At 55.7% G+C, this 20,230-nt stretch carries 15 protein-coding genes; 2 read left to right on the top strand and 13 right to left on the bottom strand.

Annotation, left to right across the window (positions count from 1 at the left end; genetic code table 11):
* Positions 1-235 precede the first annotated feature (235 nt).
* Positions 236-2,107 (top strand): penicillin-binding protein 2, encoded by a 1,872-nt coding sequence (gene mrdA / locus ACW14G_RS18415; RefSeq protein ID WP_249023095.1) that lies wholly within the window; start codon positions 236-238, stop codon positions 2,105-2,107.
* A 21-nt stretch (positions 2,108-2,128) separates the two neighbouring features.
* On the opposite strand, the gene ACW14G_RS18410 is transcribed toward mrdA, so the two are convergent.
* The 12 genes from ACW14G_RS18410 to tar all read right to left on the bottom strand — a co-directional run bounded on the left by ACW14G_RS18410 (position 2,129) and on the right by tar (position 17,053).
* The gene (locus ACW14G_RS18410; RefSeq protein WP_167575558.1) at positions 2,129-3,697 is read right to left on the bottom strand and encodes an MFS transporter; all 1,569 of its coding nucleotides are present in this window, start codon (positions 3,695-3,697) and stop codon (positions 2,129-2,131) included.
* A 232-nt stretch (positions 3,698-3,929) separates the two neighbouring features.
* The gene (bglB, locus tag ACW14G_RS18405; protein ID WP_167575557.1) at positions 3,930-5,069 is read right to left on the bottom strand and encodes a beta-galactosidase BglB; all 1,140 of its coding nucleotides are present in this window, start codon (positions 5,067-5,069) and stop codon (positions 3,930-3,932) included.
* A 4-nt stretch (positions 5,070-5,073) separates the two neighbouring features.
* The gene (locus ACW14G_RS18400; protein WP_455648712.1) at positions 5,074-6,660 is read right to left on the bottom strand and encodes an MFS transporter; all 1,587 of its coding nucleotides are present in this window, start codon (positions 6,658-6,660) and stop codon (positions 5,074-5,076) included.
* Between the two features lie 269 nt (positions 6,661-6,929).
* Positions 6,930-7,325, bottom strand: a complete 396-nt coding sequence (gene flhE, locus ACW14G_RS18395; protein ID WP_249023094.1) for a flagellar protein FlhE — start codon at positions 7,323-7,325, stop codon at positions 6,930-6,932.
* Complete coding sequence (flhA, locus tag ACW14G_RS18390; RefSeq protein ID WP_249023093.1) at positions 7,325-9,406, bottom strand: flagellar biosynthesis protein FlhA; 2,082 nt, start codon at positions 9,404-9,406, stop codon at positions 7,325-7,327. The genes flhE and flhA overlap by 1 nt, the downstream gene beginning before the upstream one ends.
* Positions 9,399-10,553 (bottom strand): flagellar biosynthesis protein FlhB, encoded by a 1,155-nt coding sequence (flhB, locus tag ACW14G_RS18385; RefSeq protein WP_163449521.1) that lies wholly within the window; start codon positions 10,551-10,553, stop codon positions 9,399-9,401. Before flhB ends, flhA begins: the two co-directional genes overlap by 8 nt.
* Before the next feature lie 200 nt (positions 10,554-10,753).
* Positions 10,754-11,398, bottom strand: coding sequence for a protein phosphatase CheZ (cheZ, locus tag ACW14G_RS18380; protein ID WP_163449515.1), 645 nt, complete (start codon positions 11,396-11,398; stop codon positions 10,754-10,756).
* Between the two features lie 10 nt (positions 11,399-11,408).
* Positions 11,409-11,798 carry a chemotaxis response regulator CheY gene (gene cheY / locus ACW14G_RS18375; RefSeq protein WP_024552273.1) on the bottom strand — a complete coding sequence of 130 codons (390 nt, stop codon included), beginning with the start codon at positions 11,796-11,798 and terminating at the stop codon, positions 11,409-11,411.
* A 16-nt stretch (positions 11,799-11,814) separates the two neighbouring features.
* Positions 11,815-12,864 (bottom strand): protein-glutamate methylesterase/protein-glutamine glutaminase, encoded by a 1,050-nt coding sequence (locus tag ACW14G_RS18370; RefSeq protein WP_064544649.1) that lies wholly within the window; start codon positions 12,862-12,864, stop codon positions 11,815-11,817.
* Positions 12,861-13,727 (bottom strand): protein-glutamate O-methyltransferase CheR, encoded by an 867-nt coding sequence (gene cheR / locus ACW14G_RS18365; RefSeq protein WP_163449516.1) that lies wholly within the window; start codon positions 13,725-13,727, stop codon positions 12,861-12,863. The genes ACW14G_RS18370 and cheR overlap by 4 nt, the downstream gene beginning before the upstream one ends.
* A gap of 23 nt (positions 13,728-13,750) precedes the next feature.
* A complete protein-coding gene (locus tag ACW14G_RS18360; protein WP_249023092.1) occupies positions 13,751-15,355 on the bottom strand; it encodes a methyl-accepting chemotaxis protein in 1,605 nt (534 codons plus the stop codon).
* A 39-nt stretch (positions 15,356-15,394) separates the two neighbouring features.
* Positions 15,395-17,053, bottom strand: a complete 1,659-nt coding sequence (gene tar, locus ACW14G_RS18355; RefSeq protein WP_249023091.1) for a methyl-accepting chemotaxis protein II — start codon at positions 17,051-17,053, stop codon at positions 15,395-15,397.
* Between the two features lie 275 nt (positions 17,054-17,328).
* Here tar and ACW14G_RS18350 point away from each other — a divergent pair, with 275 nt between their 5' ends.
* A complete protein-coding gene (locus tag ACW14G_RS18350; protein WP_163449519.1) occupies positions 17,329-18,591 on the top strand; it encodes a dicarboxylate/amino acid:cation symporter in 1,263 nt (420 codons plus the stop codon).
* Positions 18,592-18,769: 178 nt separating this feature from the next.
* Here ACW14G_RS18350 and ACW14G_RS18345 read toward each other — a convergent pair whose 3' ends face one another.
* Complete coding sequence (locus ACW14G_RS18345) at positions 18,770-20,056, bottom strand: porin (protein WP_163449520.1); 1,287 nt, start codon at positions 20,054-20,056, stop codon at positions 18,770-18,772.
* Positions 20,057-20,230: the final 174 nt, after the last annotated feature.

The raw sequence follows: 20,230 nt of genomic DNA, 5'->3' as shown, positions 1-20,230 counted from the left end.
AAGAGCTCGTACGCAAGTACGGGCTTTTTTTTCGCATGTTGCACGCCTTCCCACTCCATATCTAAAGAAGCATTCATCTACAACGACCGGTTTTTTGGCCTTATTCCCCATCTCCCGCGCAATTTGTTACAAAACACAAGGAATGACACATTTCCAGGAGGGATGGTACATTTTTTGCCTGTCATGCCAGTAACCGCTCCGTATCATTAGGCGGCTTATACACTGGGTACCGTTCATGACATTTCGAGATTATGAAGCGGAGAGAAAACTCTTTCTGCGTCGCGCGCTAGTGGCCTTTGGCCTGGTCGTCATCTGCTTTAGTATATTGATTTTCAACCTGTATCATCTCCAGGTTGATGAACACGACTACTACACCACCCGTTCGGACGCCAACGACATCAAAATGCTGCCGGTCGCGCCGACGCGCGGCATCATCTACGATCGCAACGGCATTCCGCTGGTCAAAAACGTGACCTGGTATGATATTTCTGTTACGCCCTATAAAGTCAGTAATATGGATGCCCTGCTGCGCCAGTTGACGCCCCTTGTCGACCTGACGCCAGATGATATCGAACAATTCCACAAGGCATTAAAATCGAGCAGCCGCTATCGCCCGGTAGTGCTGAAAAACGCGCTGACCGACGTCGAAATTGCCCGTTTCTCCGTGAATCAGTTCCGTTTCAGCGGCGTGACCATAGACAGTTATGAGGACCGTCAGTATCCGTATGGTGCCGAATTAGCGCACGTGCTGGGCTACGTGTCGAAAATCAACGATACCGATCTCAAAACGCTTGATAAAGAAGGGATTGCCGAGAACTATGCCGCCGACCACAACATTGGTAAGCAGGGTATCGAGCGTTATTACGAAAACGAGCTGCACGGAAAAACCGGCTATCAGGAAGTGGAAGTGGATAACCACGGGCGTATCGTTCGTCTGTTAAAAGACGTGCCGCCGGTGGCGGGTAAAGATATTCACCTCACGCTGGATCTGCATCTACAAGAGTATATTGAGAGCCTGCTGGTTGGCCAACGCGCCGCCCTACTGGTGGAGGATCCGCACGACGGTTCCGTGTTGGCGATGGTCTCTAACCCAAGCTATGACCCCAACCCCTTCGTCAAAGGTATCAGCTATCAGGACTACAACACGCTGTTGCAGGATAAAGATCTGCCGCTGATTAACCGCGTGACCCAAGGGTTGTACCCGCCCGCCTCAACCGTCAAACCTTATATGGCGATGTCGGCGCTGCTCGACGGCGTAATTAGCCCACAAACCAGCTTCTTCGGCGCACCGACCTGGACCCTGCCGGGGACTCAGCGCCATTACCGCGACTGGAAGAAAACCGGTCACGGTATGCTCGACGTGACCAAAGCGATTGAAGAGTCTGCCGACACCTTCTTTTATCAGGTGGCGTATATGATGGGTATCGACCGCATTCATAATATGCTCAGCCAGTTCGGCTACGGCAAGCCAACCGGCATCGATCTTGATGAAGAGTACAACGGTCTGTTGCCTAGCCGCAGCTGGAAAGAGCGGGTGCATAAAAAAGCGTGGTATCAAGGGGATACGATCTCGGTCGGCATCGGGCAGGGCTACTGGATAGCCACGCCAATTCAAATGGTGAAAGCGATGGTGGCGCTGCTCAATAATGGTCGCGTCATCCCCCCTCACCTGCTGAAGGACGAGGAGTCCGGCAACACGGTGACACCCTATCGGGAACCCAAAAATGAAACACAGATTGCCAGCGCCTCTTCACCTTACTGGAATCTGGTACGCCAGGCGATGTTCGGCATGGCGAATGCACCCAACGGCACCGGCTACAAATTCTTCCACACCGCGCCGTACGGTATTGCGGCTAAAAGCGGCACCTCTCAGGTATTTAGCCTGAAGGAGAACCAGACCTATAACGCGAAGATGATTCCAACGCGCCTGCGCGACCATATTTTTTATACCGCCTTTGCGCCGTATAAAAATCCACAGGTGGCCGTGGCGCTGGTGCTGGAAAATGGGGGGAGTGACGGCGTGGTCGCGGCGCCGGTAATGCGCCAAATCCTCGACCATCTTTTTGCCCCCCAGAACGGTCAGCCGCAGCCGCCGTCCCAGGGGTAAGAGGCATGAACGTCGGGTGCCTTAGCGCCCGGCGGAAACCGCTTCCACAACAACAGGGGCGTCGTCGTTTTTAAACAGCGGACTATTGCCCCAGCACTCTTCGTAGCGGTGCCCTACCAGGTCTTCCACCACCGCACGGACTTCCGGGGTGATATCCTCAAGCTTGCCGCCCGCTTTAATACGCGCGACTTCCTGCAACACCACTTTGTGCGTTTCGCGATCCAGTTTCATCTGTTTACTGAAGACAATCGCCATCAGCGCCAGCAACGCTACGCCGCCACAGAACACCACCGCAATCGCGTTAACCGCACTTTCCGGCTGCACGTGGGCTTTTGACTGGAAGCCGTAGTAACTGAGGATGGCCCCCATCACAAACACGATAATCGAACGCAGAATCTTGCCGGAGAAGGTCATCGCGCCGGCATAGATGCCCTCACGGCGACGGCCGGTATAGACTTCATCAACGTCCGCGAGGAAGGTGTAAACGGTCCACGGAATGTAGTACACGCCGCCGGTCCCCAGGCCGAAAATGATCGTGATGCCGAACATCAGAATGGTCGCCAGATGCACCGGCAGATGGAAGAACCACAGCGAGGTATAGAGCAACACGGCGAAGATAACGATGCTCAACGCAATAATGTACGGCTTGCTGAAGCCTTTTTTCACGCACAGGCCGATAAACAGCGCCGTGGAGATTAGCTGCAGAATAGAGTTAAGGCTGTTCAGCCCGGCGACCATCGCCGGATCGTGCTGGAGAACGAAAATAACAAAATAGGTAAAAATGGAGGCAAACAGCCACTCGGCGCCAAAGCCGCACAGGTACATGCCCAGATGCTTACGGAATACGCGCAGATAGAAGGTTGAGCGCATATCTTTCGCCAACGACAGCAGCGTATTCAGCAAACCGGTTTTCGCCTGCACTTCCGTCTCTTCTTCGCGCGGACGTTCCCAGCTGTTGTACCACAGGCAGGCCACCGCCGCGATCAGGATAACGCCGTAGGTTAAGCCAGTCAGGAAGAACGGGGTCGCTGAATCTTTGCCGTACAGCAGAATGAACTGCCCCGGAATAAAGGCGGCGAGGAAGTTGGCCAGTTTGCCGAAAATCGCTTTATAGCCTGTCAGCTTCGAGCGCAGCGCGAAGTCGTCGGTCATTTCGGTGGCTAATGTTTCATACGGCACCATGACGGAGGTATAAATAATCTCGAACATCACATAGGTGCACAGGTAGTACCAGAAACTCAGCCCTTCCACCCACAGCAACGGGTAGAACATCATCAGCGGAATGCCGATCAGCAGGAAGAAGCGGCGGCGGCCAAAGCGCTTACCGAGGCGCGTTTTGCCGAAGTTATCGGTGAGGTAACCCATCAGTGGGTTACTGATGGCGTCAATGACGCTGGCGACGGAGAAAATAAACGCGGCTTCGATTAACGTCAGTCCGCAGAAGGTGGTGTAGAAGTACAACAACCACGCGCCGCTGATCGCCAGCGCGCCGCTACCTAAGAGGTTTCCGCCTCCGTATGCCAATTGATGGCGCAGATTGACAGGTCTTCCCTGCAGCCCGTGGGGGGCTGAAGCCGTATTTCTTGCCATGAAAAATAAACCTCGTGTTTTATTATTTTGAAACACTGTTTTTATATTCTTATGGCGGCGGGTTAAATGTGAGCTATATCACTAATGTCATTACGGCTATTACTCATCACACAGGAATGCGATCCACTTAAAAATTTTTTATAACCAAAAGTGAAAATTTCAAAAAATTTTGATTAGGCGGGTAATAAAAAACCCGGCAACTGACGCTGCCGGGTGGCTGAAGAATGAGAACTTAGAAGAACTTACGTAAATACTCGGTCAGGCACAGGATCGCCATCGCCTGCCCGTACGGCATAGAGGTCAGCGGGATTTCGCGGTAGAAATCGAGGTTAGACCCCATCCCGGTACCGAAGGAGGTTTGCAACAGTTCGCCTTCCGGAGATACGTGCTTCACAATGCCTTTGATCGCTTTTTCCGCAACGCTCGCATACTCCTGGCCGACGTAGCGCTTGCGCACCGCTTTCAGAATACCGTAGGCAAAACCGGCAGTCGCCGACGCTTCCAGATAGGAGTTCGGATCGTCCAGCAACGTGTGCCACAGGCCACTCTCATCCTGACATTTCGCCAGCGCGGCAATCTGTGCGTTCAGCACCTGCACCAGGTAACGACGCGTCGCGTTGTTTTCCGGCAGATCGACCAGCTCAAGGAAGTCTGGGATCACGATGGTCAGCCAGCTGTTGCCGCGCGCCCAGCGGGCGTTGGCAAAGTTGTGGTTGCCTTCGTAGCTCCAGCCGTGGAACCACAGGCCGGTTTCCCGGTCCATCAGATTCTGCACGTGCAGCAGGAACTGATACACCGCCTCTTCCACGTATTCCGGGCGATTCAGCAGCTTACCGATTTTCGCCAGCGGCAGCACGGTCATCATCAGCGTGTCATCCCACATCTGCTGATGGTTTTCCTCCGCCAGGGTAATGTGCTGCATGCCGCCGTGTTCGGTGCGCGGCATCTCGTTCATTGCCCATTCCGCCCAGCTATCGAGCCACGGCAGGTACGCCGGATTACCCGTCTCTTCATAGCGATAGGCCAGCGTCAGGAACGGCGCCATGGTGTTGACGTTTTTGGTGGTCGCGCCCTCAGCAAAACGGTCAGCAAACCAGTTGTCGATAATATCGCGCATCGCCACATCGCCGGTCTGCTGGTAGTACTGATAAATACCGTACAGACCTACGCCATGCGTCCATTCCCAGCCAGCCCATCCTTTGGTATCAATGATACGGCCATCGTCCAGGCGCAGCAGAAATTGGCCGGTTTCATCCTTGATATTCACCAGATTGTTCGTCACCGTCTGAATCAAGGCTTTCAGCTCTTCCCGGGAGATAAAGCGCTCCGGCTGTCGTAATAATGGGCTATGTTTGACGGGCCAAACTTTCATATTCTTAACCTCTGTTGTAAGTCGAATTCAATGTTGCAGCCTGCTTCAGTGAAGGTGCAGCAGGTTTGTTACGATTCAGGTAGCCAATGTTGTTGTTGCCCCACAGGGATTCATAAGGCATCCCCGCCAGCATCTCGACCGTAGCGCGCGCTTGCGGCGTGACGGTCTCCGGCACCACGTGGCCAGACGCCCGCATTTGCGCGGTCTCTTCACGCAGCACGCTGTGAGTTTTCAGGTTCAGCTTAAAGCGCAGGGAAACGAGGAAGCCTAACGCCAATACGATGATGGTACCCATGCTGAGGATCATCAGGATGGTATGGCTGACTTCAGGCGGCTGCGTTTTCTGGCCGGACACAAAGCCAGACAGCTGCATGATGATCCCCACCAGCATGACCGCACCGGCCTGAGAGGCTTTGCGGGTCAGGGTCATGATACCTGCGAAGATCCCTTCGCGACGCTGACCGGTGATCACTTCATCGACGTCAGAAATATAGGTGTAGGTGTTCCACGGGACATAGTTGATGCCCCCGCGCCCCAGACCTGCGATAGCGGAGATCAGCAGCAGCAGCGAGTAGATGTCGCTCATGCCTGCATAGTACAGCGCGGCGTAGGAGAAAGACCCCAAACCAAACAGGACGACAACCATACGGTAAGACGGCGCCGGTCCGAAGCGGATGCACAGCGGGATCATGGCGATAACGGCAATAAACTGGAAAATCGCCATCGTGCCCAGCAGGTTAGAAGCCACGGAAGCTTCCTGCATCAGCACAAACACCACGTAGTAGGTAAAGACGGCGTTGAACACGTCCTGGGCAATATAGCCGCCGAGGTACATGCCCAAATGCTGGCGGAAAATCTTAATGCGCAGCGTGGAGCTCAGTTCGACAAACAGGCGGTTCATGCTCTGACCAAAGGTCAGGTGCTTTTTCTCTTCTTCCGCCTTCAGGGCTGCCGCTGTCCACTCTTCACGCGGGCGTTCCCAGGTGAAGAACCAGACGAAGGTCAGCATCAGCGCGCACAGTACGGAGAACACCAGGCTGGCGTAGAAGAAAGAAATAGCGTTGTCTTTACCAAAGTGAGTCAGCAGGATACCCGGCAGGAAAGAGGCCAGAATGGCGGACATCTGCGCCATACCGATACGCGCGCCGGAGAACTTGGTTTTCTGTTTGAAGTCGTCGGTCATTTCCGGTACCAGCGTTTCGTACGGCACCAGAATCATGGTGTAGACCACGTCAAAAATCAGATAGGTCAGGAGGTAATACCAGAAGCCCATGTCCCCTATCCACATAAAGGAATAGCTGAACACGCAAGGAATACCCAACAGAATAAAGAACTTACGGCGACCGAAGCGTTTACCCAACCACGTGGAGCCGAAGTTGTCGGTCAGGAAGCCCATTAACGGACTGACCACCGCATCCAGAACCCTGGCGGTGGCGAAGATAAAGGTCGCCTCAATGGGGCTTAACCCGCAGAAAGTGGTATAGAAATAGAGAAGCCATGCAGCGGTCAACGCTGTCGTACCCGCGCCGAGAAAATCTCCCGACCCGTAGGCGAAGTAATTCACCAGTCCTATTTTTCGCGTTCTATTCATTAGCCGTCAATCCTGTGCTTTTTATTATGAATCTCCTTCCCTCGCTAAGGCTGAGACAAAAGGAGTACTGACACGGCTACAGTAAAAGTATGCATCAAGGGATACCTTCCTATTTCTGCCAGTGCGGACGTAGGGTTGGCAAAAATGCAAAGAGTCGTGGCATATGCATCACTGATTTATAAAACAACGTTTCTTTACAATCAAAAGCAGGGGCCAGAAATGCGAGCTCGCCACCAGAATCTGGCGGCGAGTGGAGGAATGTGCGGCGCTTAGCGGTAGTTAACGATGATTTGAATGCTTTTAATCTGTAGAGCGGGAATTAATCGCCCGCCACCAGGAATTTCCCAAATAAAACGAAACGGCTCAGCGGCGGAAACCTGATTGAACGCCATCGTGGTGCCGCTGAGCGCATCCAGCTCCGTACAGCGCGAAAGCGAACACAGACGCGTACGCAGTCCGGCAGGAATCGGCCCGTTGAGTTCATAGCGCCAGGCAACCAGCGTGGTTGCACCCTGTACAGGCTGCGATGGCGACAGCGGCCGTGACGAGGCCGCCACGCCACGATGGTTGAGCGTAATGCCAATATTGCTGGCCTGCCAGGCCCCCTCACCCGCCGCCTGCGCCAGACACGGCAGGAGGCAAAGCAGCGGAAGAAATCGCGGCATTATTTACCTCCAATGGTCGCGGTCATGCGGATATTACGGTTGTCGGAGAGTTCCATATTCGACAGCACCACCAGCTGCGGCAGGCTACGGCGCAGGAAGCGCGACAGCAGAGGACGCAGCGCATGATTGACCAGCAGCACCGGCGGCGCGCCCAGCATCTCCTGACGCGCCAGCGCCTCCTGCGTCTGCGCCAGCAATCTGTCTGCCAGCCCTGGCTCCAGCCCGCCGCCGCCCTGCAACGCCTGCAGCAGCAGGCGCTCCAGCGGCGTATCCAGCCCAATCACCTGCACCTCGTCGTTGCCTGGGAACCAGCGCTGGGTAATGGCCCGGCCCAGCGCCACACGCACCACCGAGGTCAGTTCGCCCGGGTCGGTCTGAATCGGCGCATGCTCCGCCAGCGTCTCGAGAATGGTGCGCATATCGCGAATCGGTACTTTCTCATCGAGCAGATTTTGTAGCACTTTGTGCAGCGTCGTCAGCGTGACCACGCCCGGGACTAAATCTTCGGTCAGCTTCGGCATTTCCTGGGTCACGCGATCCAGCAGTTGCTGTGCTTCCTGACGGCCAAACAGCTCCGAGGCATGCAGGCTAATTAAATGGTTCAGGTGTGTCGCCACCACCGTACTGGCTTCCACCACCGTAAAGCCCTGAATCTGCGCCTGCTCTTTCAACGCGCTCTCAATCCAGATAGCATCCAGGCCAAACGCCGGATCGGTGGTGACCTCACCCGGCAAACTTCCCGCGGCAGTGCCGGGGTTAATCGCCAGCCAGCGCCCCGGATAGGCTTCGCCGCTGCCAATTTCCACGCCTTTGAGCAGAATACGGTACAGCGCCGGCGAGAGATCCATATTGTCGCGGATGTGAACCACCGGCGGCAGGAAGCCCATTTCCTGGGCAAATTTCTTACGGATGCTGCGAATACGCCCCAGCAGCTCGCCGTCCTGCTGAAAATCAACCATCGGGATCAGGCGGTAACCCACCTCCATCCCCAGCGTATCTTCCAGCTGCACGTCGCTCCAGGTGGCTTCAACGGCCTGTGAACTGCTCTCCGGCACGTTCACCGGCTGTGGTTGCTCCGGCGCTTTCATTTCGCGTCCGCGAATCCACCATGCCAGCCCCAGCAGCGCCGCGGTAAACAGCAGGAACACCAGGTTCGGCATTCCCGGCACCAGCCCCAGCAGACCCAGTACCCCGGCGCTGAGCAGCATCACGCGCGGGTTGCTGAACAACTGCCCCACCATCTGCTCGCCGACATCCTGCTCAGTGCTGACGCGCGTCACAATGACACCCGCGGCGGTAGAGATAACCAGCGCCGGAATCTGGGCTACCAGGCCATCACCGATGGTCAGCAGCGTATAGGATTCCGCCGCTTTGCCGAGATCCAGCCCGTGCTGCAATACGCCCACCAGCAGACCGCCGATGACGTTAATCACCATAATCAGGATCCCGGCGATCGCATCGCCGCGCACGAACTTACTGGCGCCGTCCATTGAACCGTAGAAGTCGGCTTCCTGAGTCACTTCGGCGCGACGCTTCTTGGCCTCGTCTTCGCCAATAATTCCGGCGTTGAGATCGGCGTCAATGGCCATCTGTTTACCCGGCATCCCGTCCAGCACGAAGCGCGCGCCCACTTCGGCGATACGACCCGCACCTTTGGTGATAACCATAAAGTTGATGATCACGAGGATGATAAACACCACGATACCGATGGCGAAGTTACCGCCCACGAGGAAGTGGCCGAAGGCTTCTACCACCTTCCCCGCCGCCGCGCCGCCGGTATGCCCTTCCATCAGAATGATACGGGTGGAGGCGACGTTCAACGCCAGGCGCAGTAACGTGGTGAACAGCAGAATGGTTGGGAAGGCGGCAAATTCCAGCGTGCGCTGGGTGAACATTGCCACCAACAACACCATGATGGAAAGTGCGATATTAAAGGTGAACAGCAGATCGAGGACGAAAGCCGGCAACGGCAGCACCATCATCGACAGAATCAGCAGGATCAGCACCGGCCCGGCAAGCACCTGCCACTGGGTAGATTTCAGGTTGCCGGGGAGACGCAGCATTGCGACAAGATTAGCCATCAGAGTCCTTCTCGTTCAAAAAATCCAGTGCCTCAGGCACCGGTATGTTATCCGGTTTTTTCGGCGGCACGCCGCCCGCCAGTCGCCAGCGCTTCAGTTGCCATACCCACGCCAGCACTTCCGCGACCGCCGCGTACAGCTGGCCGGGGATCTGCTGGCCGATATCGGCATGACGATACAGCGCACGCGCCAGCGGGGGGGCTTCCAGCATCGGTATTCGGTTCTCTTCGCCAATTTCGCGAATGCGCAGCGCCACCAGGCCCGCGCCTTTTGCCACCACTTTCGGTGCGCTCATTTTGTTTTCGTCATACTGCAACGCCACCGAGTAGTGGGTCGGGTTATTCACGATAACGTCGGCCTTCGGCACGTCCGCCATCATGCGACGCCGCGCCGCCGCACGCTGCATCTGGCGAATACGCCCTTTCACGTGCGGGTCGCCTTCGCTCTGTTTGAATTCATCGCGGATGTCCTGGCGCGACATGCGTAGCTTTTTCAGATGGCTGTGGATTTGCCAGAAGACGTCGAACCCGACCATGGGAATAATGCCCAGCGCCACCAGCAGCGCGCACAGTCCGACCATGTTCAGCGCGTTACCCATCGCCGACAGCGGCGACTCGCTGACCAGCCGCATCATCTGCGGCCAGTGCATCCACAGGAAAAAACCCGCCACGGAGCCCATCAGCACCGCTTTCATAATGGCTTTGGTGAGCTCTGCCGCGGTTTGCGCGGAGAACATACGTTTAATACCGGGCAATGGGTTAAGTTTGTCGAGCTTGAAAGCGAGCGATTTAGTACTGAATACCAGCCCGCCGAGCATCATCGGCGCCACCAGCGCCACCGTCACCACGCCGACAATCAGCGGCAGCAGCGCCAGCATGGCCTCTTTGAGCAGCAGAATAATTTGCCCAAGGATCAGATTAGGATCGCTGACGATGCTGTGGTCAAAACGCAGCCCGCCAGAAAGAAGATTGGCCAATCGACGGGCGAGAGACTCCCCGCCCAGCCAGAGCACGCAAACGCCCACCAGCAGCATCAGCAGCGATGTCAGTTCGCGGGAACGCGGAATTTGCCCCTCTTCGCGCGCTTTTTCAAGCCGTTGGGGTGTGGGGTCTTCTGTTTTGTCGTCGTCGTCGCTTTCTTCTGCCACGGCTTCACTCTCGCAAATACGGTCGCGAGTATTATCGCGAGACGCGCGTTTGCCAATGCGCAGAATAAAGGAATGAAAAGGAAGGAATTCGACCGTTAACCGGGGAGAGAATGGCGATGGCCGCCCCATGAGGGAACAGCCATGTGCCAGAGGTTAGCCGGAAAAATGCAGTGCAGCCCGGCAAAATCTGCGCAGAGGGATCAGAAGCCCAGGCTATCGAGCAGATCGTCCACCTGATCCTGGCTGGCGACGACGCCCGCTTTGGAGGTATCGACCTGCGGCCCGTTGAGCAGGCTGTCATTTTCACGTTTTGGCCGCGATCCCTGATCCGGAATATTCTCCAGAAGCACCATCAGCAGCTGACGTTCAATCTCCTGAATCACATCCATCATGCGCTTGATAACCTGACCGGTAAGGTCCTGGAAATCCTGCGCCATCATGATTTCAAGCAGCTGCGCATTGGTGAAACTGGTATGCCCCGGTACGTCGCCAAGGTATTTACGCGTATCGCTCACCAGTTCGCGGGCATCGGCCAGCTCGATCGGATTTTCAAACCACGCATCCCAGCGTTGTGTCAGCGCTTTCGCGCCTTTTTCCATTTCATCCTGATGTGGCTGAGAGGCTTCAACACTGTTGAGCGCACGCTCAGCGGCCTGCGCGGTCATTTGCACCACGTAGTCGAGACGGTCGCGCGCATCGGGAATCGCCTCCGCCGCTTCTGCAATGGCTTGATCCAACCCCAGTTCGCGCAGGCTATCGCGCAGCATGCGGGTCAGATTGCCGATGCGGCTAATAATGTCCGCAGCGGAGTGTTCATCGCCGGGCTTAATAGAAGAATGCATCATGACTGTCACCTCACATGCCCAGTTTCTCGAAGATTTTATTCAGCTTCTCTTCCAGCGTCGCGGCGGTGAACGGTTTCACCACGTATCCGCTGGCGCCGGCCTGCGCAGCAGCAATGATGTTCTCTTTCTTCGCTTCCGCGGTCACCATTAATACCGGCATGGCCGCCATCGCGCCGTCAGCGCGGATGGTTTTCAGCAGTTCCAGACCGTCCATGTTTGGCATGTTCCAGTCAGAAATCACGAAGCCAAACCCGCCTGCCTGCAATTTGTTTAACGCGTCAACGCCGTCTTCCGCTTCTTCAACGTTGTTAAATCCCAGTTCCTTTAACAGGTTGCGTACGATGCGACGCATGGTGGAAAAGTCATCCACAACCAAAAACTTAAGCTCTTTATCCGCCATAAAATAATTCTCCTGATCAAATACGTATTGCCTGTCCGGCACTGATTTTCGCCAGCATCTGCTGGCTTACCTGGCTAAGATCGACCACTTCGCTGACGCCACCGGTATTGATGGCCTCGCGCGGCATGCCGAACACCACACAACTGGCTTCATTCTGCGCGATGGTCCAGGCACCGGCCTGGTACATCGCGTGCATCCCGGCCGCACCGTCGTTGCCCATGCCGGTGAGGATCACCCCCACGGCATTGCGTCCCGCGTGCTTCGCGACCGAATGAAACAGCACATCAACCGACGGGCGATGGCGATTAACCGGCGGCCCGTCGTGAATCTTGATTTGATAGTTCGCGCCGCTACGCGCCAGCTCCATATGCTTGTCGCCTGGCGCGATGTAGGCATGGCCCGGCAGCACACGCTCGCCGTCTTCCGCCTCTTTCACCGTAATCTGGCACAGCTTGTTGAGGCGCTCGGCAAACGAACGGGTAAAGCCCGGCGGCATATGCTGGGTTATCAGCAGCGCAGGGCTGGAGAGCGGCAGCGGCTGCAGCACGTGGCGAATCGCCTCCGTGCCGCCGGTAGAGGCGCCGATAGCAATCAGCTTCTCAGAGCTGAGCAGCGGGCCGGCTTTTAGCGTCACCGGCGCGGCTAATGGCTTGTGGGCGCTAATGCGCGCGCGGGAGGCGGCGCGCACTTTATCGGCAATGGTTTCGCTGTAGGCCAGCATCCCTTCACGAATGCCCAGCTGCGGCTTGGTGACAAAGTCCACCGCGCCCAGCTCCAGCGCGCGCAACGTCACCTCCGACCCTTTGCCGGTCAGCGAGGAGACCATCACCACCGGCATCGGCCGCAGGCGCATCAGCTTCTCGAGAAAATCGAGGCCGTCCATGCGCGGCATTTCCACGTCAAGCGTCAGCACATCTGGATTGAATTTTTTAATCAGGTCGCGAGCCACCAGCGGATCCGGCGCAGTCGCCACCATCTCCATGTCGTCGTGGCTATTAATAATCTCCGTCATGATCTGGCGCATCAGCGCCGAATCATCTACCGACAAGACTCTGATTTTACTCATGCTCTTCCCTTACTTAGCGCATAGACCGTCTGGCCGCGCAGGCTGAACTCACGGGCAAGATGGCTAAAGTTTTCCGAATGCCCGGCAAACAGCAGCCCGTCGGGTTTCAGCAGGGGCACAAAGCGCTTGAGGATCTCCTGCTGTGTGGTTTTATCGAAATAGATCATTACGTTACGGCAAAAGATAGCGTCAAATGGCCCGGGAACGTTGTAGTGGGCGTTCAGCAGGTTCAGCGTGGTGAAATCCACATAGTTCGCCAGCTCGTTACGCACCCGCACCAGCCCCTCGTGCGGGCCGGTTCCGCGCATGAAATAGCGCTGCAACTGCTGCTGGGAGAGCGTTTTCAACTCTTCCATGCGATAAATGCCGTTTTGCGCCTTTTCCAGTACTTCAGTGTCAATATCGCTGGCAAACACCTTCCAGCGACCCGGCGCGGTGCCCAGGGTATCGGCCAGAGTAATGGCGATGGAATACGGCTCTTCCCCCGTCGACGCCGCGGCGCTCCAGACCCGGTACTCACCCTGCCGGCGCGCAGCATGCTCCGCCAGCGTCGGAAAATGGTGCGCCTCGCGGAAGAACGCCGTCAGGTTGGTGGTCAGCGAATTGATAAACGCCTGCCACTCCGCGCTGTCGCCGTTGGCCTCCAGTTGGCTGAGATAATGGCCAAAATCATCCAGATTCAACGCCCGCAGGCGCCGAACCAGTCGGTTGTAAACCATGTCACGTTTGTGATCTGCCAGCACGATTCCGGCGCGCTGGTAGATCAGTTGGCAGATCCGACGAAACTGCGCGTCGGTGAGCGTCAGGCGCTGCGTCAGCTGGCTCAGTAATTGCGATTGCCCATTTGGCAGAGATACAGTCATAGCGCCTTCTTACATCACATCATTCAGGAAACAGCAGGTACTGCGGCCAGCGAGACGTTTTCACGCCCGGCGGCCACTTTCACTTCTTCGAGTTCAAACACAGAGACCACAGAGGTTAAGCGATCGGCCTGGCCTGCCAACTGTTCAGTGGCGGCCGCCCCTTCTTCCACCAGCGCGGCGTTCTGTTGCGTCACCTGGTCCATCTGGCTGACGGCCAGCGCGACCTGTTCAATGCCCCGGCGCTGCTCATCAGAGGCGGAGGCGATTTCCCCCATGATGTCGTTCACCCGGGTAACCGACTGGACAATCTCGCTCATGGTGCTGGCGGAGGTTTCGACCAGCGCCGATCCTTCCTGTACGCGGGCCACCGACTCTTCGATCAGCACTTTGATCTCTTTTGCCGCCTGGGCGCTGCGGCTGGCGAGGTTACGCACTTCACCGGCCACTACCGCAAACCCGCGCCCCTGCTCGCCCGCACGCGCTGCTTCCACGGCGGCGTTCAGCGCCAGAATATTGGTCTGGAAGGCAATGCCGTCGATGACGCTGATAATGTCGCTGATTTTCTTCGAACTGGTGGCGATATTCTGCATCGTCTGCGCCACGTGGTTGGCCTGTTCGCCCCCACGTTTAGCGGTGTCCGCCGCGCCGTGGGCCAGGTTAGAAGCCTGACGCGCGTTGTCGGCGTTCTGACTGACGGTTGCGGTTAACTGTTCCATGCTCGCCGCGGTTTGCGCCAGCGACGCCGCCTGCTGTTCCGTACGGGAAGAAAGGTCGTTGTTGCCAGCGGCAATTTCCGAAATCCCGGTGTGCATCGCAAAACTGCCCTGGCGCACTTCGCCTACCGTTTTACGCAGAGATTGCTGCATCGACTTCAGCCCGGCGAAAATGGCGCTGATTTCATTTTTACCGTACACCGCAATTGGCCGCGCCAGATTGCCTTTGGCAATGCTGTCAAAATGGCTGCTGATAATGGCCAGCGGTTTGACCACCATATGGCGCACCCACCACAATGCCACGAGGGTAATCGCCACGGAGATAATCACCATCGCGATAAACATCATCGTGGAACGCGTATAGTCGCTCTGGCTTTCGCTTTTCGCCGCCGCCACATAGTGCTCAATATTCTTGCGCCAGCTTTCATAGTTGGCATCGAACTGGTCCTGCGTTTTCTGCACGGGCGCCGCGACATATTCAGACAGCTGATTGTTTTCCAGCCAGGCGACCTGATGCGCCAGCATCTCGTGCCAGGTGGTAAAACTTTTCGCCGTCTGTTCTTGCAGCGCCTTATCGCTCTCGCTCATCAGTTGCAGCGCCATAAAGCCCTGAAACAGCGCCTCGCCTTGCGAAAGGTTCTGCTTCACGTCGTCAACCATGGCCCGCACTTCATTGGGCGGATAGCTCAGCGCCGCCAGCGTACCGGCTTTGTTGAGCATGGTGCTGGCCTGGAGCATGGCCGCTCGTGATTCCGTGAGCGTGCTTAGCTGCTGGCTGCTCTGATCCACCTGATAAATATTGTTTTGTCCGTCGCGAAACGCCCAAAAAGAGAGCCCGTTACTGCCAATCTGCAAAATGCCGCAGAGAATCAAAATCAGAAACAACGTGGTAGAGATTCGAATACGATAAAGCATCACCACACTCCTGGAGGCGGCCCTGGACCGCAGATAAAATTAGAAGGTTTCCCAGTTAGAATCAGAGGTTCGATTGGCGGCGGGCGCCTGGCGAGGTCTCGCCAGCGTTGCTGCCGGTACAGATGTCGTCGCTCTATTTCCTGAGGCGACGTTCAATCGGAATGCCGCGACGGCCTGGTTCAGGCGTTCGGCTTGTTCTTCCAGCGCGGCGGCGGCAGAGGCTGACTCTTCCACCAGCGAGGCGTTTTGTTGGGTGACGCTGTCCATCTCCGCAACGGCGATGGCGACCTGATCGATCCCGCGGCTCTGTTCGTCAGAAGCCGAAGCGATTTCCCCCATAATGTCGGTGACGCGGGTCACGGCATTGACGATATCGGTCATCGTTTCCCCCGCGGTTTCAACCTGCACGGAGCCGGTTTCAACGCGCGCCACGGAGTCTTCAATCAGCGCTTTAATCTCTTTCGCCGCCTGAGCGCTGCGGCTTGCCAGGTTACGCACTTCGCCGGCCACCACCGCGAACCCACGCCCCTGTTCCCCGGCTCGTGCGGCTTCCACGGCGGCGTTCAGCGCCAGAATATTGGTCTGGAAAGCAATGCCATCAATAACGCCGGTAATATCGGAAATTTTCTGCGAGCTGGCGGCAATCTCGTGCATGGTATTCACCACGCCGTTCACCACGCTGCCGCCATGTTGCGCGGTGTCGGATGCGCGCTGCGCCAGCTGTGACGCCTGACGTGCGTTTTCGGCATTCTGCTTCACCGTGGCAGTCAGTTGCTCCATGCTGGCCGCCGTCTCTTCCAGCGACGCCGACTGCTGCTCGGTACGCGCGGAAAGGTCGTTATTGCCGGCGGCGATTTCGCTGGTGCCGTGATAGATAGCCTCTGCCCCTTCACGTACATGGGTAACGGTATCAATCAGCGCGCTTTGCATATGGGTGACCGTATCGGCCAGTTCGGTGATTTCGTTTCGTCCACGCAGCGTCAGGCGTTGAGTTAAATCACCGGCGGCAATCTGGCGAATGTGCGCCATCACGGAGGCCAGCGGCTTAAGCAGAATCGCGCGGATGCCAAACCAGGCGCCGACGACCACGATCACCAGCACCACCGCCAGAATCGCCAGCTGCCAGCGGGCAATCTGGTAGTCGCTGCTGCTGGTGGTAAAGGCGCGCTGATAGAGCGCTTCACTTTGCGTGGCGTATTGATTCATCGCCTCGCCCATGGCGTTCTGCATGCCTTGCGTCGGTTGGGCAAAATAGGCGTCCATATTGCCGCCTTCCAGGAACCCCACCAGCTCCTGTAACGCCGCGGAATAGTTTTGATAGGTCTTCGTGACCTGGGCGCTGGCGTCATTCATCGCCGGCTGCGAGGGAAGTGCGCTAAAGCGCGCAAAGTGTTCTGCCGCCTGGGTTAGCGTGGTGCGTGCATTTTTCAGCAATTCCGTTTTGGCGCTGCTTTGCTGGTTAGCGGTGTCCATCATCATCCGCGCCGAAGAGCGACTGAGGTTGATGCGGGTTTGCAGCAGCAGATCCCACGCTTTGGTGAGTTCGGCTTGTTGCGTACGAAGCGTGTTAGATTGCGCAAAACTCTGTTGGTTTTGATGCAGCGAGGAGAACAAAAAGCCCCCGGAGACCAACTGCAAAAGTGCGAAGACGACCAGCACCAACATCAGCAGCGTGACAACGCGGATACGGTTTAACATACAGCACCTTCTCAATAACGTGTTATTCGCTGTTATCGGCATCCCAAAAAGAAACTTTACGTGCACGCAGGGTAAAAATCGTGAGCGTTCTCAGGCAGCAAAACGACGGTGCGTGTGACCCACTGAATCACAACGCTTTTTATAAAATATAAAAAAAAGTTGTAAATCCCCTCACTTTCATACAATTTATGTGGTGAATAAATTGATGGTATTTAATAACTAAAAAATCATTTTCTTCATCGCAGGGCTTTTTCGTAATCTGACGGGGTATTTTTGTGGCAAACGCAAATAAGCTCACGATTTTTATCGTGATTTTCATGCTGGCGGGGATTCTCACCGGCGCAATGATCCATTCCTATGCATCAGCAACCACCATCGAAGTATGGTCTGGTAACATCACTCTTCTGACCGATATATTCCTCCGGCTAATCAAAATGGTCATCGCGCCGTTGGTGTTCAGCACCTTAACGGTGGGGATCATGAAGCTGGGTGAAACCTCGACGATTGGCCGCGTTGGCGGTAAAGCGATGGTGTGGTTTATCAGCTCCTCGGTGCTGTCGATTCTGGTGGGCCTGTTTATCGTCACCCTACAACAGCCGGGGGCGGGTCTGAATCTGACCGTGCCAAAAGACGCGGTTGATACCGGGCTGGCGGTCAGCGGCATGAGCCTGAAGGGTTTCCTTTCACATACCATCCCGACAAGCATCGTCGGCGCAATGGCAAATAACGAAATTCTGCAGATTGTGGTCTTCTCGATGTTCTTCGGCATCGGCGGGGCTTCGCTGGGACAGAAATTCAACGCGCCGTTAGTGGCCGCGCTGGATGTGGTCTCGCATATCATGCTGAAAGTCACCGGCTACGTGATGTACGTTGCGCCGCTGGCTATTTTTGCCGCCATCTCCTCGGTTATCGCCACCGAAGGGCTGGGGATCCTGCTGAACTACGCTTCATTTATTGGCGGCTACTACGTGGCAATTCTGTTGACCTGCTGCGTGCTGGTGGCCATTGGCTATATGGTGCTGAAGAAAGAAGTCTTCCGTCTGCTCAGCATGCTCAAAGACCCGGTGCTGGTGGCGTTTACCACCAGCAGCTCCGAAGCGGCCTATCCGAAAACCCTTGAACAGCTGACCCAATTTGGCTGCTCGCGCAACATCGTCTCCTTCGTGTTGCCGATTGGTTACTCCTTTAATCTGGTGGGTTCGATGGTGTACTGCTCCTTTGCATCCATGTTTATTGCACAGGCCTACAATATCCATCTTGGCTTCTCTGAGATTGCGGTACTGATGCTGACGCTGATGCTGGCATCCAAAGGGATTGCCGGCGTGCCACGTTCAGCACTGGTGGTGCTGGCAGCGACCATTCCGAGCTTTAATATTCCGGTTGCGGGTATCCTGCTGCTGATGGGCATTGACCACTTCCTCGATATGGGCCGTTCGGCGATTAACGTTCTGGGTAACGGCGTCGCGACGGCGATGCTGTCGCAGAACGAGGGCGAGCTGGCGCAGGAAGCTCCCGAAGTCGTACAGCAGAATATGTAAACGACAGGGCGACATAAAAGAAAAGCCAGACCTCCGGGTCTGGCTAAATAAGAAATAAACCTGCCATTATCGCCGCGAAGCACTCCCCCTCCCCACAGCGACATCAACACAATAGTAACAAGAGCAAATGAAAAGTACGGCCCCCACCCCACTGGCATAAGATGGGGGTTTACAGCATTTAGATAAAGATACGCAGGCCTACCGCAGCCAGGTGATCGGAGACGTTATAAGAGTCATCGGTATTCCCGCTGGCTTTCTCATAGCCGTATTCGATATAGGTGACGGCGTTTTTACCTAACCAGTAGTCAGTACCCAGCGTGGTGGACTGGAAATGCTGTCCGTCCATCGCATCGCCGCCTTCGGTCCAGTCAAAGTTAGCGTAAACGCTCCACTCCGGCGTAATTTTGAACTGAGAAGCATATTCCAGGCCCAGGATAGTTTCCTGATCGTCGGTGGCGTTGCTGGTGCCGCTGACCGCCGCGTGAACATCGTCAACTTTGTTGATGTAGTAAGTCGCCTGCGCGGCGTTATACCAGGTGAAGCCGTCAAAATTGGCGGTGTACTTGGCGTTTAAGCCCATCGAGTAGGTGTTACCATCGTATGACGGGCCGGTGACGTTGGTGACCGGTACGGTACCCATTGGGTTACCATTCTGGTCGTAATAGGTCATATTGGTCGTCGTTGTCCCCTGGTTAACCGTATAATTGTTGTACGCTGCCGCACCGGAAACAGAGAAGCCATTGTCAAAGCGATACTGCGCCGCCAGCGCCGCACCGCCGTGAACGGTGGCAGAACCGTCATGGTAAGCATCGTGCATATCCGGGCCGTCGCCATAACCGCTACCGAAGCCAATTTTATCTACATCATCATTACCCTGGCCCATTACGCCGACGGTAAATTCTTTGGTGTTGTAGTAATAGATGGCCGCTGAGTTAATAATATCCGTCGACATCCCGGCAGTATCGTGTTTCGCCTTACCGCCGTAAGCATAAGTGGTATCAATACCCAGCCCCCAGTCTGTTGGCGCATACTGTTTACCAAATGTGATTACACCATATTCATCATTGCCCAGCCCGGCGTACGCCTGACGGGTATAGACATCATTGCCCTGATCGTCAGTGGCGGAATCCAGACCGTGAATACCGGTTTCGTAATAACCGACCGCATAATAACCTTTGTCATTAATTTTCTGCCGTAATGCGACGCCCAGACGCGAGTCATTATTCTGAATATTATGTTCTACGCTATGCGCGGAATCGTCCTTCGCATACAAACGTACGGAACCCATAATGGAGACCGCCGTATCATCGCTTTTATAGACCATTTCCCCTTTGGTTTGCGTCGCCGTATACGCCGGAGAGGCAAAGTCGCCGCTGCTTGCCAGAGCACAAGCTGGTGCACCTACCGCCGCAGTAATAGCCAGAGCGATAATAGAGGGTTTAATCATTACTTTTTTTACGCGCATAGAAATCCCTTAACCTAATATTTAAGTTCGTTTTTTTGACTGCTTTAATTTAGTAAGTCGGGAAAACAAATTATTTCCACGAGCAGATATTAATGACAGAACGATTTTATTTTCTATGCGTAAAAATAAAAAATAAGAGAGCGATCACTAAGAATTATTTTCTTTCATCCTTTC

It is taken from the genome of Kluyvera sp. (assembly GCF_965301105.1).
This window is presented reverse-complemented; position numbering and strand designations above follow the sequence as displayed.

Coding starts and splice junctions, on each gene's coding strand:
- mrdA (WP_249023095.1), top strand. CDS start 236: ATGACATTTCGAGATTATGAAGCGGAGAGAAAACTCTTTCTGCGTCGC.
- ACW14G_RS18410 (WP_167575558.1), bottom strand. CDS start 3,697: ATGGCAAGAAATACGGCTTCAGCCCCCCACGGGCTGCAGGGAAGACCT.
- bglB (WP_167575557.1), bottom strand. CDS start 5,069: ATGAAAGTTTGGCCCGTCAAACATAGCCCATTATTACGACAGCCGGAG.
- ACW14G_RS18400 (WP_455648712.1), bottom strand. CDS start 6,660: ATGAATAGAACGCGAAAAATAGGACTGGTGAATTACTTCGCCTACGGG.
- flhE (WP_249023094.1), bottom strand. CDS start 7,325: ATGCCGCGATTTCTTCCGCTGCTTTGCCTCCTGCCGTGTCTGGCGCAG.
- flhA (WP_249023093.1), bottom strand. CDS start 9,406: ATGGCTAATCTTGTCGCAATGCTGCGTCTCCCCGGCAACCTGAAATCT.
- cheZ (WP_163449515.1), bottom strand. CDS start 11,398: ATGATGCATTCTTCTATTAAGCCCGGCGATGAACACTCCGCTGCGGAC.
- cheY (WP_024552273.1), bottom strand. CDS start 11,798: ATGGCGGATAAAGAGCTTAAGTTTTTGGTTGTGGATGACTTTTCCACC.
- ACW14G_RS18370 (WP_064544649.1), bottom strand. CDS start 12,864: ATGAGTAAAATCAGAGTCTTGTCGGTAGATGATTCGGCGCTGATGCGC.
- cheR (WP_163449516.1), bottom strand. CDS start 13,727: ATGACTGTATCTCTGCCAAATGGGCAATCGCAATTACTGAGCCAGCTG.
- ACW14G_RS18360 (WP_249023092.1), bottom strand. CDS start 15,355: ATGCTTTATCGTATTCGAATCTCTACCACGTTGTTTCTGATTTTGATT.
- tar (WP_249023091.1), bottom strand. CDS start 17,053: ATGTTAAACCGTATCCGCGTTGTCACGCTGCTGATGTTGGTGCTGGTC.
- ACW14G_RS18345 (WP_163449520.1), bottom strand. CDS start 20,056: ATGCGCGTAAAAAAAGTAATGATTAAACCCTCTATTATCGCTCTGGCT.